Genomic DNA, 13,296 nt, shown 5'->3' with positions numbered 1-13,296 from the left:
GTAGTTTTACCGTATAAGGGTTGCCTAAAATAAGAAATCTCTTCCTCTGTTCAAATAAAATGCCAAATGCTAATATGTAAGCAACAGCCAACCCCAAAATGATGTACCGCCCACTGCTGACTGACGGAAAAACACTGGTGGTAGGTTTCAACCCGGAACAAATTAAAGAAATTTTATAATAAACGGGTTGCATTATACAACTGTTGTATTATACAATACCCCTGGGAGGTGTTTCATATACCTGCGCAAGAAGATCTGTCGCGACTGAGGGAGTGTGTCAGGGTGCTGACCAGGAAACTAGGACTGCTGGAGAAAAGTGAGGCTTCCTGCTGCGGTGTTACTTTAAGCCAGTGCCATGCTGTGGTGGAGATAGGCAGAGTTGGCAGTATTTCTGTCAATAACCTGGCCGGCATACTGGGACTGGATAAGAGCACTATGAGCAGGACTGTCAACAACCTGGTGGAGCAGGGTTTGGTTACACGAGAAACAGATCCTGAGGACAGAAGGTATCTGAGCATCGGGCTGACTGACCAGGGCCGCCAACTTTTTGTAAATATAGAGAGCGGTATGGAACAATTCTACCAGGATGCTTTCAAAGCCATTCCCCCGGAAAAGCGGGAACAAGTGCTGGAAAGCCTTGAAATACTGGTAAAAAGCCTGCCCAATAAGTGTTGTTGATTAATCTCCGGCTCCTTCTTTGTCTTTATTTCAGTGTCACATAAAAATAGCGGCTGTGCAACTTTTCCATGCCGTCAATCAACCTGGGACCGGGCCTGCATATCGTATGGCAGGGTATGGGATAAACCCTGTTTTCACGGAAGGCCGTTATTTGCGCCCACTCTCTTCTTATGATATCATCCACTGTCCTCTGACATATGGGTCTTTTGGCAACACAGCCTTTACATCTCAGGGGCGGCGCTTGCCCCTTAGCAACACCGCAAAACAAAACCACTTCCGGATCGAATGCTATGATTTGCTCCGGCGCCACCTTAATGTAAGGATCCTTCGTTGGGAAAACCATCATTTGGGCGCCGGCCTTTTGCAGCGCGTCATATTGAAATGACCCGGGCCCAGGTGCAACAATGGGGTCCATGCTCATTATGCGGAAAACCCTCGGCCTTCCATGGCCGGACTTCCGGCCAAGCTGCTCCACCCTCTCCCTCATCGAATCGATCAGCGGCCGCACAGCGGCTTCAACATCGCAAACTTGCGCGATCTCGTTCATCACCCAAAAGATATCGTCCACACTTACAGGAGTAAAGGGAATTACTTCAACTCCGGCGTTTTTCAGATCACCTGAGACCGCCTTGTGCAAAGCCGCGTCAGCCAGCACCAGGTCCGGCTGAAGAGCAAGAATCCTGGTCAGCCGCGGCTGGCCGAATGTTCCGACTTTAGCCCTGGTTTTAGCTTCCTCCGGAAAATCGCAATGCTCCGTTACTCCCGTTAACCGCTCTTCCAGGCCCAAAAAGTACAGCATCTCCGTAAACGAAGGAACTAAAGAAACTATTCTTTGCATCCTGCTCATAACCTACCTCACCCGCCCGGACCGCCGCGGCGGCTTTCCCATAAATTCAGCGTCATGTCCAATATCTCCTGGTATGATTCGAAAGCATGACCGTTTATTCCTGTTGTCTGAATTAAAAACAAAAAAAATCCCCCCCGAATTATTTTTTCGGGAGGATTATCCTCGCAAAAACCCGCCAAAATGGCAGAAGACCTTAACAAAATGGTATACTGCTAAGAACTCTGTAAACAACGGGCATATTTAAATACAAGGCGGGGATAACCCATCCCGGAACAGAATTGCCCCCGGCAACTCTCTAAACATTTGTTTGTTCCAGAACTAGCTGTTCCTCATTCCTCTCTACCCGTCCCTTTCTTCAGTGTACAAAAATATATTAACAGAACCTTTCCTGAAATTCAATCAGACCTGCATGACCGTAGCTGTATAGCTTTTTAAATTTATTTGTGGTATTATAGTAAGTGCTATGAAAGACTTAAACTATTACCTCAATCTGCAGTATGAAGTAAAGATGATAGGCGCTGCCGGGGCGTGGGCTGCCGCGATTCCCGCCCTGCCTGACTGTGTGGCCGAGGGCAAAACGCCGCAGGAAGCCATGGCCAAACTGGAGGAAGCCAAAAAAAGCTGGATCGAGAGCCGGCTGAAATCGGGTCAGCCGGTACCGGAACCTTAAAAAAAGACGCTTAAGGGCGTCTTTTACTTTCTAAAAGGCAGTGAATACAATGGAGATAATTATAAGGCCGTTATCATTGAATATGCCAAAATTATTGTAACAGCGCTTGTTATATCCATATTTTCCTCATGGGTGACAACCGGAACAAAAGCAATGACAGCAGATACTGGGGCCCCCTGCCTGTTCAAAACATAATCGGCAAGGCTGAATTTCGCTTTTATCCCTTTGCTGATATAGGGACAATAAACTAATAGCTGGTGTTTAAACACCGGCTTTTTTTTGGCGCAGGAAGGGCTCTACCCTCTCTTGGATATCACCTGGGGAGAGGAAACCATGAGGTTTCTGTTGCATCCAATCTTGTAAAGCCTTTTTCATAATGAAGCCTTTGAACATACCTCTGTAAGTATAAAAAAGAAAAAGGCTCTGTATGTAACTGCGACGATATCCAAAGGGGGTTGTGTATCTCTACTTGATCATATAAGTACAAAAAAATAAAATAATAGAAAAGAATAATTGCTAAAATCAGGGTAAAAAATGAAGGGGAAAATAAATATCTCCACATAAGTCATTACCGGGAAGGGGAACTTGAATTGGAAGCAGCTACGGTGAAGGAACTGTATGCGGGGAAGGGAAAATACCTGCATCAAAGAATACAAATAAATGGCTGGGTTAGGACACTCAGGTCTTCTAAGACATTTGGTTTTATAGAACTCAATGACGGGACTTTTTTTTCCAACCTCCAGGTTGTATTTGACGAAAACCTGGCCAACTATAAGGAAGTATCTAAGCTGATCACCGGTTCAGCCATAAAGGTGGCGGGCCAACTTACAGAATCCCCCGGGGCCAAACAACCTTTCGAGTTAAAGGCGGAGTGTATAGAAATCGAAGGACTTTCCGCGCCGGACTACCCTCTGCAGAAAAAAAGACACACCTTTGAATACCTGCGCACCATTGCTCACCTGCGCTCCCGTACAAACACCTTTTCCGCGGTCTTCAGAATCAGGTCGGTCGCCGCTTACGCCATCCATAAATTCTTTCAGGAAAACGGCTTTGTTCACGTACACACACCCATTATCACGGGCAGTGACGCGGAAGGCGCCGGAGAAATGTTCCGGTTAACCACCCTGGATTTTGACAAGCCCCCGCGTGATGAAAAAGGGGCGGTCGACTTCACCAAAGATTTCTTCGGCAAAGAAACAAACTTAACGGTAAGCGGCCAGTTAGAAGCGGAAACCTACTGTATGGCTTTTAACAAAGTATATACCTTTGGCCCTACATTCCGGGCTGAAAACTCCAACACACCGCGTCACGCGGCTGAATTCTGGATGATCGAGCCGGAGATCGCTTTTGCCGGGCTCAGGGAAAACATGAACCTGGCCGAAGATATGCTTAAGTTTATAGTAAGCTATGTGTTGGAAAACACCCCGGCAGAAATGCAGTTTTTGAATAGCTTTGTCGACAAGTCGCTGCTGGAGCGCCTTACAAATATCGTTAAATCCGATTTCGGCCATCTAACTTACAGTCAGGCAGTGGAGATCCTGAAAAAATCCGGTGAACAATTCGAATACCCTGTTGCATGGGGCATCGACCTGCAGACCGAGCATGAGCGGTACATTACCGAAAAACACTTCGGCAAGCCGGTTTTCGTAACAGATTACCCGAAAGAAATCAAAGCTTTTTACATGCGGCTGAACGATGACGGCAGGACTGTCGCAGCCATGGACCTTTTGGTGCCGGGCGTCGGTGAGCTCGTCGGCGGGAGTCAGAGAGAAGAAAGGCTGGACTACCTGTCAAAAAGGATGGACGAATTGGGATTAAATAAAGAAGATTACTGGTGGTACCTGGATCTCCGCAAATACGGGGGCGTCAGGCACGCGGGCTTTGGCCTGGGGTTCGAAAGACTGATCATGTACCTGACAGGGATGACCAACATCCGCGATGTTATCTCCTTCCCCAGAACCCCTAAAAACGCCGAGTTCTAAATAACGTGCGCTCAAATCACAGCTTGCCGCAATACAGGGAACTGGTGTTTAATGTGCCAGTTCTTTTTTTGTTATGACCAATATCAGTCCGGCATATATTTCTATACTAAAGCAGCCCGACCGCGACAGCCATGCCGATGAAAAGAACAATCATTATGTAGGGCAAACTGATGACAATGCCATTGCTCCTGGCAAGCCCCAAAAGGGTGAAACACAGCCCAAATGTAATGATGGCTGCAAACAGAGGCCTGGTGTTTACGCTTTTTAGTTTCTGGTGTCCAATCAGCACTGCTCCCAGGATCATACCCGCTCCCATGGCAGTTTCAAAATAAGCCAGGTTGCGGATACCGTTTCCCGCCAAGCTTTTGGCCAGGAACGGCATGCCCACCGCCAGGCTGCCGTAGAAGACATGGACAATGCCAATGACCAATAAGATAGTGAATACTAACCTGTTTTTTGATATGAACTTAAAACCATCTTTTAATTCCTTCAGCAAACTGGCTTTATGTCCAGCCTGCGAGCCGCGCGGCAAGCCGATAAAAGACGCCAGCAAGGCTGCCGCAAGATAAGACAGCCCGTTCGTCAGAAACACCGGCCAGTAACCGGCTATGCCGACAAGCGCGGCCCCCAGGACCGGCCCCGCGACACTGGCCAGGCCGCCGATCATCTGGCTTAGGGAATTGGCCCTGGGGATCTCGTCACTTTCGACCAATTGAGGTACTACAGCCATCACCGAAGGGTTAAAGAAGGCGGAAGCAAGTGAAATAACAGCCGCGGCGACAAAAACATGCCAGACCTCCAGCAGGCCCACCGTCAGCAGTAATGTAACCGTGATTACTGTCAGCCCCCTGAATATGTCCGCCGCAACAATAATAGTCTTGCGGTTCCACCTGTCAATAAAGCCTCCCGCTATCAGCCCGAACAACAATTCCGGCAATACTGACACAACCATGAAAAAGCCCATCACGGCCGGTGAGTTTGTCCTCTCCAGCACCCACCAGGCCAGGGCAATGGCGTAGAATTTATCCCCCAGCTGGGAAACCAGCTGCCCTGTCCACAAAAGAAAATAATTTTTATTAATCCAAAACATAATTGTTATACACCCTTTCCATTAATTTTTCAGTGTCAATGCTTGGATGGTTATTTATTCTTACGCTCTGCCACCTCTCTTTCCATAAAAAAATAACCAAGGGAACCATCAAGGCTCCCCTGGTTTAAAGGCAAATTTAAATTAAAATATCAAATGTTATATACCTGAGGCATCAAGATCGGCCTAAAGCATTCCAAGTAGTGTACTACTTTCAAGCCCTTTTTCAAAACCTGAAAAATAATTGTGCCGGTTGTTGAATTGTTGAATTACTGCGAAGCAATTGGTATAAAACCGGCTGCACAGCATACAATTCCCTTAAAGAATCCTCTCCCGGCCAGTAAAGTAGTGCGCTTTGATAACGCCGTGCCTCCACCGCCAGGTTCACTAAAAAGTTTCGTTAAGCCAATTATTATCTAAGGAGAGAAAGGGGAATGAACAACCGGCAACTGCTTCTTCTTACGTATCTCCTGACGGCCGCTATGATCGTTGTTGCTTTAACCGCGATAATCGTCAACTGCGCCCGGAGCAGGCAGGCGGCTAATGTGTTGCCCCAGGCTAAAGACAATCCGGTGATCCAGGCGGCGGCTAAAATTTCCCGGTACCAGAACCCTGGAGCTTTAATCAGTATTTATGAGCTAAAAGAGCTTGTAGGCGATCCCAATGTGGTGCTCATTAATACCCTCGGCAGCAGCTACGAGGTTTTTGCAGCTACCTATCAGGTGGGCCATATCCCCGGCGCCGCCTATATCTTGAATTGTGAGTACGACTACCCGAACTATTACGGCCGGATCGGCACACCGGCGGTGATTCAAGAGGTCTTGCGGCGTAAGGGTGTGGATAATCAAAAAAGAATCATTATCTACGGTAATGAAGGCGCGGGACGTTTTTACTGGATGATGAAAATGTTTGGCTCAGCCAACCAAATCCAGGTTTTGGACGGAGACATCGAGACATGGCGCGCAGCGGGGTTTCCGGTAGATACAGCGGCACCACCCAGCCAGCCTACTTTATTCACCTTCGACCTGAGCAGGGCTAATATGGAGTACATAGCCGGCCTGGACCAAGTGATCGACGCCGTAGTTAATTATACTCCAGCGATCACTATTTTGGACATCCGGCCGCATGAATATTACCTGGCCGCGCATATCCCTCAAAGCATCAATATCGCCATGGAGGAAGTGTTCAACAAGGACCGGACTTTCAAGTCCGCCAGCGAATTACAGGCCATCTTTGCAGCCAAGGGAGTGACAGCGGATAAAACAATTTATATTTATGGGCAGGACGGCTTCCATTCACCACTGATTTGGTTTGTTTTACATGAGCTTTTAGGTTACTCCAACGTCAAAATCTACGACGGCGGAATTATTGAGTGGCGCGAACATCCATTGATTATCGAGTGCGGCGAGCAAAAGCAGATCATCAAGCCAAATTCCTAAATAATCGAGAAAAACTCATACTTTACTTTGGAAAGTCAGATTACCCGGCTCCTGGTGATAAGCTGGTGGAATTGGCCCCCCGATGTCGTTTTTGCCCGTCCCCACACAGCACGGAAACGGGCTTCGCGTCGCGCTATTCCACCACTGCCCAGGCAAAGTGCAAATGCTCACACGCATGATAGCCGTCCGTACGCCCCTGGTAGTATCGTTCTTGGATGTCGGACCTTAGGACGACAAATAAAACTCGGGTTCTTTTCTTCCCAAGCACTTTTTTTGCAGATTTTCCATCGCTTGCGACCAATATATATTATTTATTTCTCTAACATCATTTTGGTTAGTCAAGAGATCGCACTCTTTTTGAATTATAACGCCGAATTTTCTTGCCTTTGCCAGATCTTCTTCATCCGGCCGGCCATAGGCTATCGATTGTCGGGAAGGGCAAGGATGGAATGCCAACTGCAAGCTGTTTCCAATGGGAGGGCCAGTGCCAGAGAGTGAAATTGTTGATAGGGAGAACTTTATTTCTTCTCTCCAAACACGCTTAGCTGAAGGTCAGAGCGTTATACTGGCAGGTCCGCGAAGGATTGGTAAAACGTCACTGGCGATTGAGAGGAATTATTAAATATCATCCTTGTTCATTACTGCAAACTTAGCCGGTTAATTACCAAACTGTAAAATTCCAGCCATTCGGCAGACAGGTGGCTAAGATTCGGCTGTTTCGGTTGAGTGGCTTTTCCGGCGGTGTTTCCCGGCACGGCACTGACGGGTTCCTCAACCCGGCGCTTTTTCTTTTTCTTCTCTCTTTTTTTTCGTCCCACTTTCAGACCTGGTTTCTGAAATCTAAACAAATCATTTGTTTAGATTTCTCTCCCGTCCGACTATACGGGAGGCAGTTTCACAGGATTCAACTGCTGAGCTATGGACTCTCGTCCATATTCCGGGTGGCAGAAATGCCGCCCCAACACTCAACCTAATGCTTGATAGATTACATCCCTAGCGGAAAGATAAAACCTTCTCTAATTCTCTTACCTATCAAACGCTAGGTTGAGTGCTGGGTTCTGCCCGGAAGGGGGTGTTACCCACCGCCTGGTTGATATAACCTCCGCGCCCGACTTTCACCGCGTGTCTTTGCGACGCCTCATCGGATGTAACTGCTTAGAAACCTTTTCCTCTCTAAATTTTACTTAACTCTCATATGCCACTCACCTCCTGTGTCCATTATGAAATAGAACAGATGTTCGTGTCAATGAGTTATCATTCTTTACATACTTTTATTTAACTATTTTGTAGCTGCTTACAACCTCCTTACGAATGACACCTGCCTTTGATTATAAACCAACCCATTCCTTGCGGAGGGCGAAAAGCTCCCGCAGCTCACCGGTGGAGATTTCCGTGATCCAGGCTTCACTGCCGCCTACAATCTGCTCGCTTAAGCCTGACTTACGCTCCAGCACTTCGTCGATACGTTCCTCCATCGTGCCCAGGCTGATGAACTTGTGGACCATCACATGACGGGTCTGTCCAATCCGGTGGGAGCGGTCGGTGGCCTGATTCTCTACAGCCGGGTTCCACCAGCGGTCATAATGAAAGACATGGTTTGCGGCGGTAAGGTTCAGCCCCAAACCGCCGGCTTTCAGGGAAAGGATGAAGATATTACAATTGTCCACGGCATTTAAGTCCTGAAAACGGTCAATCATCTCATCCCGGACCTTCTTTGGAGTGCCGCCGTGCAAGAAATAAGACTGCTCTCCCAGTTCTTTCATCAATACCTCCTGGAGCAACTGGCCCATCCTGATAAACTGCGTGAAAATAAGACAGCGGTCCCCTTGCTGACGCAGTTCGGCTATCATCTCTAAAAGGCGCTCCACTTTTTTGGAACGCCCGCTGATATTATCAGGCCGGCTGTCTTTCAACAAAAGCGCCGGGTGGCCGCAGACCTGTTTCAGCCTGCTCAGGGTTGACAGGATCAGCCCGCGGCGGGCCATGCCCTCTGAGTTTTCCAGCTTTTCAAACAGGTCGTGCAAAACGCTTTCATAGAGGGACGCCTGTTCCACTGTCAGGGGGACATATTCTTTATGTTCCTGCTTTTCCGGAAGGTCCAGCTCAATGGCCGGGTCGCTTTTAACCCGCCTCAGCAGGAAAGGCCGGATTAGCTTTTGCACTCGCCCGATATCTGCCGCGTCTCCTTTTTTCTCAATAACATTGACGAACTTGCGGCTGAATTCCCCGCTGCTCCCGAGGTAGCCGGGGTTGATAAAGTCGAAAAGCGACCATAGCTCGGTGAGGCGGTTTTCCATGGGGGTTCCCGTCATGGCGACGCGGTGGCCGCTTTTAAACCTCCGTACCGCGGCGGCCTGTTTCGTGTAGGTGTTCTTGATGTTCTGGGCTTCGTCCAGGCAGACGCAGTCCCATTCCACCATGGACAATTCTTCTTCGTCTATATGGGCCAGGTTGTATGAAGTAACCACAAGGTCAACTCCCTCGACGGACGGGAGAAAATCAGAGCCTTTCGCCCGCTGCGGGCCATAATGAAGCCGCACCTTAAGTTCCGGGGCAAAGCGGGCCAGTTCTTTTTGCCAGTTGCCCAGGACTGACGTCGGACATACCAATAGTGACGGTAGCGCTGAATTCTCGCTTTCTTTGACTTTTAAAAGGTAGGCAATCCACTGTATAGTTTTCCCCAGGCCCATGTCATCGGCCAGGCAGCCGCCCAGGCCGAAACGGCGCAAGAACAACAGCCAGGAAGTCCCCGCCTGCTGGTATTTTCTCAGCGTGCCCCGGAAAGAAGCCGCGGCTTCGAGGACGGGAATCCGGGAAAGGTTGTGCAGCTGTTCTACCATTTGCGCCAGCTGTCCGCCAAGTTCCACCTCGATCCGCAGCGCATCTGCCGCGCCCGCTTCCTGTTTGGCTGAAAGCGGGGCATCCTGGTCAAGAAGGCTCAAATGCAGGATTTCTCCCAGTGAAACTCCGTCTTTTTTCCGGATGAATTGCTGAATTTTTTTTAAAAAAGACGGGTCGAGTTGAATCCATTTACCCCGGACCCGGATCAGGCGCCGTTTTTTTTCAACAATCTTCCTGAACTCTTCTTCCGACAGTTCCAGGCCGCCAACAGCCAGGTTCCAGTCAAACTGAATGATCTGGCTGAGTCCCAGCCGGCTCTCCTTCCAGGAGCCTACAGAGGAGCGGGTCCTGATTTTAAGCGCCGGCACGAGCTTTTTTACTTCCTCCCACCACCCGGGCAGAAAGACAGTATGCCCGGCCTGCGCCAGTTGGATGGCGCCGGTGTTGAGAAACTCCCAGGCCTCTTCCTCACTGAGGTCCAGGCGCAGTCCGGCCGTGCCCTCAGGCTGCTCCCCTCCGGTATCTTCCAGCCACGGCAGGACACTTGTCCATCTTTTTATCTCACGTTCGATCCGGCCACTGTGATGCCGCCAGTCCGGCGGCATTTCAACTGACCGGTCCGGTTCTCCGGGCTCCCAGGCAGCCACAATATTACGATCGTGCTTGTCCTGCAAAATAATATTGAGACGCCAGGCAGGGCTGTCTCCTTCCGGTTCCGCCAGTTCCAGGCAGACCCTGAAGGGCGTGTGGTCCTGCTTCCAGCCGGCGGCTTCCAGCCAAGTTTCTTCATCGCAGGTTAAAGGCTGTGCGTCTGTCCGGACGGGAGTAAGCGCAGGGTAGGACGACAGGATTTTATCCCAGGTTTGGCCGATTTCCGGGTATTGTTCAATCAGTTCATTGATAATCAAGTCAGCCCATTCATAAATAAACGGCGCCTTGGCCGGTATATCATTGAATTCCGGGTCGCCGCCCCATTCTACAACCCACCCTCTCCTGCCCTCCCGCCATTTGTAAAAGTCCGGCTTCCATTTTCCACAGGCCAGGGCTGTCTTGAGATGTGGGGCTGTTTCCCTCAGCGTTGCGATCTCCTCGCTCCACCGCCAGTCCGTCTCTCCCGACCAGGTCTGCGTGGTGAAGAAGTCCAGGGAAGTCAGGGGGGAAAGAAAAACGGCCTGCCTGCCCCGGTGGCTGACGGTGTCAATAAATGTCCCGTAGTAAGAAGGCTTGTGCCAGGCAAAAAGCAGGTACTTCAAATCGCCGCTGTTTGTTCCCCCTCCGCCGTCCCAGAGTACGAAGCCTTTACCGGAAACCCACTCCGAAAAAACGTAGATGCTGTTATCCGCCATTATGAAATCAACTTTCCTTTCCGCAATTCTTCCTGAAACGCCCTCATGCGCGGGTAGCGTGAAGCTAAGCGGGCAATGAATGTATTCCATTCTTTGCCCATTTTTTGTTTATTGTAGAGACCGCGCAGTTTTTTCAGCAGCCTGACCGCTTCACGGTAAGATCTCCGGTTTTTCTCCTCAATCAGCCTCGCCGCCCACTGGTGGTAAAGCGGTATCAGAACAGCCGGCTCGCGTGACTCCAGGTGCCTTAAGGCGCCTTTGTTTATACTCTGCCAGTAAATCCCGTAACTTATGTTTAACTCAACCCATTCCCTGAACAGGCCCGCCGCCAGGAGGTAACCGGCATAGGAATCGAAACTGCGGGGAAGCCAGGACTTGACGAGCTTAATGAACTCGTCCCCGGCCTGACTGTTTTTAGCCGCCAGGATACAGTAGTCGCAGACACCTTCAAGAAAAACAGGATTTGCCGCTTTTATCTCGTTATCCAGCCAGCGGAGCCAGACCAGGAGTTTTTCCCATTCTTTCGCCCCGGCAAGGTTCTGCAGGTAAAAAAACATATCTTCAAATCTTTTTTCTTTTAGCTTTTGCAGTACAGCCAGGGCATCGTCGCTCCTGTGCGCCGACATTTTGAGGCAGGCCAGCCCCAGGGCCGCGTAATAATACCCCTGCTGGTTCTCCTTAAGCCCCCTCATTAATTCTTCCAGGCAAGCCGTCTCGCTTACCACCCCCTGGCTGTCCAAAAAAGTGTCGCATATAAGCCGGTATATATAAATCCAGGCAAACAGCTGCTCTTTCTCCCGCAGGAAGTTTTCGCGTACCAATTCTACAGCTTTCTGAAAAAATGACCGGAATTTCTCCCGACGTTTGACGGACATTACTGAATCCAGCGCCTCCATAAAGTCTTCTTCAATTCTTTCGATTTGATAACTGCCCATATATGACAAGCTCACATTATCCGTACTCTTTTCCAGCCTGGTCATAAAAAAGAGTATGCTGTGTAAACGGTATAAGTTTCTGTTGAGAGAAGGCCAGTTGTTGCTGTGGACGGACACTGTGGCGATAAAGTTATAAAACTGCCTGTCCGAGTAGTACAACTCGTCCAATTGATACTCCATATATTGCTGGTAATACTTCTTCGGGGTCTCTTTCAGCCGGCCGTATTCACGTTCAAAATACTCGTACCAGCGTTCAACCGGCCCTTCTTCTGTGACTGGAATGTCCAAAACCTGATTTTTTAACTGGAGAGGGGAATTTTCGTTGGATGTTTTTTTACCCAAGGTGGAATTTATATTAGATAAAATTTCATTTGACATCAGCCAAGGCTCGTAGTAATGAAGAAAAACCGCGGCTATGTGTTCGCAAAAATGCTTTTTTACACATGTGCAGGTGCTTTTGGAAAAGTCATTAATGTGGATGATCACGGTATTTTTTTTGCCGTCATCAACAACGGAGTAAATCCTTGGCCCGAATAACTTGGCCCAATCAACACGGCCACAATTGTAATAATTTTTTCCTTTTTCATATAATTCCGGATCCATGGACCGGGCTACCTCGGCAGCCATATTGATCATATTCTCGTCAGAAATATATTCCTTAAACATGTTCGGACACCCTTAACTTTATAGTTGGTTTTCTTTATTTCTTATTTTTAAGCCTGTATTCGTGAAGGGAAATCACTTTATCAGGCAAGTCGCCGCTTTTTTCAAGATGATTTATAACTTTGGCTATTTCCTCCCTGACCTTCCTGTAATCTATCTCCATCCAGGCTTGTAAAAGCGGAATAAACCCCTTTTCCCCGGATTTTTTGATCTTATCAATCAACAACAGGATCATGCCCCTGTTTCTGTCCTTCAGCTCATTTACAAAGCTGTAATCCCCGCCCGGAATCAGTGACCCGAGTTTTTCCAGCAATTCATCTGAGAAAGTGTCCCGTTCAATTTCCCAGCCCCTATCAGTAAAAATGATCACAGGCAGCCTGCCGTTATACTCGATATCCAGATAACCTTTCTTTATAAGCCCCTCTTTAAGATTTTCCCATAATCCTTTTGCTAATTCAACAACGGTGTTATCATCTTTACGCCGCCAATCTAACTCTTGCTTACCCCGGAGGCTTATGACATCATTTTACCCACATTTGCTCCTCCGAATATTGTTTACATGATGACACCCTGTCTGAAAAACAAGGGCATATAACCAGCCCCTATGGAGATAGAGTTTATATCTCATTTGGCACGTCTCCTGCCGGCACGATCAAGAGATGGATTTTTCACTTATAGTTCCCTCGTATAATAGATTTAGGACCACCGAACAGCCATAATTCCAGTTAAGGAACTATATGGATGATGGATGGTAGTTTGGGAACCGGTTCCCTTAAATTACGGGTACCGAAGCCAATAAAATCAAGTA

At 48.6% G+C, this 13,296-nt stretch carries 12 protein-coding genes; 6 read left to right on the top strand and 6 right to left on the bottom strand.

Going from position 1 to position 13,296, the window contains the following annotated elements:
* Positions 1-98: 98 nt before the first annotated feature.
* A complete protein-coding gene (locus Pmgp_RS20820) occupies positions 99-179 on the top strand; it encodes an ArsC/Spx/MgsR family protein (protein WP_134213039.1) in 81 nt (26 codons plus the stop codon).
* Positions 180-282: 103 nt separating this feature from the next.
* Positions 283-678, top strand: a complete 396-nt coding sequence (locus tag Pmgp_RS05380; protein WP_243119739.1) for a MarR family winged helix-turn-helix transcriptional regulator — start codon at positions 283-285, stop codon at positions 676-678.
* Between the two features lie 25 nt (positions 679-703).
* On the opposite strand, the gene Pmgp_RS05375 is transcribed toward Pmgp_RS05380, so the two are convergent.
* A complete protein-coding gene (locus tag Pmgp_RS05375; protein ID WP_134212954.1) occupies positions 704-1,525 on the bottom strand; it encodes an ABC transporter substrate-binding protein in 822 nt (273 codons plus the stop codon).
* A 463-nt stretch (positions 1,526-1,988) separates the two neighbouring features.
* Here Pmgp_RS05375 and Pmgp_RS05370 point away from each other — a divergent pair, with 463 nt between their 5' ends.
* From Pmgp_RS05370 to asnS, 3 genes are all read left to right on the top strand, one after another.
* Positions 1,989-2,195 (top strand): type II toxin-antitoxin system HicB family antitoxin, encoded by a 207-nt coding sequence (locus Pmgp_RS05370; protein ID WP_134212953.1) that lies wholly within the window; start codon positions 1,989-1,991, stop codon positions 2,193-2,195.
* 128 nt (positions 2,196-2,323) lie between these two features.
* On the top strand, positions 2,324-2,446 hold the full coding sequence (locus Pmgp_RS05365) for a S26 family signal peptidase (protein ID WP_134212952.1): 123 nt from the start codon (positions 2,324-2,326) through the stop codon (positions 2,444-2,446).
* A gap of 339 nt (positions 2,447-2,785) precedes the next feature.
* Entirely contained in the window at positions 2,786-4,177 is a 1,392-nt protein-coding gene (asnS, locus tag Pmgp_RS05360) for an asparagine--tRNA ligase (protein WP_134212951.1), read from the top strand.
* A gap of 106 nt (positions 4,178-4,283) precedes the next feature.
* On the opposite strand, the gene Pmgp_RS05355 is transcribed toward asnS, so the two are convergent.
* The gene (locus Pmgp_RS05355) at positions 4,284-5,267 is read right to left on the bottom strand and encodes an MFS transporter (RefSeq protein ID WP_134212950.1); all 984 of its coding nucleotides are present in this window, start codon (positions 5,265-5,267) and stop codon (positions 4,284-4,286) included.
* Positions 5,268-5,698: 431 nt separating this feature from the next.
* Between Pmgp_RS05355 and Pmgp_RS05350 the strand changes: the two genes are divergently transcribed.
* Positions 5,699-6,703, top strand: a complete 1,005-nt coding sequence (locus Pmgp_RS05350) for a sulfurtransferase (protein WP_134212949.1) — start codon at positions 5,699-5,701, stop codon at positions 6,701-6,703.
* A 638-nt stretch (positions 6,704-7,341) separates the two neighbouring features.
* Here Pmgp_RS05350 and Pmgp_RS05340 read toward each other — a convergent pair.
* From Pmgp_RS05340 to Pmgp_RS05325, 4 genes are all read right to left on the bottom strand, one after another.
* Positions 7,342-7,521, bottom strand: a complete 180-nt coding sequence (locus tag Pmgp_RS05340; RefSeq protein WP_153189187.1) for a hypothetical protein — start codon at positions 7,519-7,521, stop codon at positions 7,342-7,344.
* 510 nt (positions 7,522-8,031) lie between these two features.
* Positions 8,032-10,890 (bottom strand): DEAD/DEAH box helicase, encoded by a 2,859-nt coding sequence (locus Pmgp_RS05335; protein ID WP_134212947.1) that lies wholly within the window; start codon positions 10,888-10,890, stop codon positions 8,032-8,034.
* Positions 10,890-12,491, bottom strand: a complete 1,602-nt coding sequence (locus Pmgp_RS05330; RefSeq protein ID WP_134212946.1) for an SWIM zinc finger family protein — start codon at positions 12,489-12,491, stop codon at positions 10,890-10,892. Before Pmgp_RS05330 ends, Pmgp_RS05335 begins: the two co-directional genes overlap by 1 nt.
* A 34-nt stretch (positions 12,492-12,525) precedes the next feature.
* The gene (locus tag Pmgp_RS05325) at positions 12,526-12,903 is read right to left on the bottom strand and encodes an RQC-minor-1 family DNA-binding protein (RefSeq protein WP_282432878.1); all 378 of its coding nucleotides are present in this window, start codon (positions 12,901-12,903) and stop codon (positions 12,526-12,528) included.
* Positions 12,904-13,296 lie beyond the last annotated feature (393 nt).

Origin of the sequence: Pelotomaculum propionicicum, assembly GCF_004369225.1 — a bacterium.
GTDB lineage: Bacteria > Bacillota > Desulfotomaculia > Desulfotomaculales > Pelotomaculaceae > Pelotomaculum_B > Pelotomaculum_B propionicicum.
The sequence above is the reverse complement of the archived record's forward strand: the minus strand, read 5'-3'. Positions and strand labels throughout refer to the sequence as shown.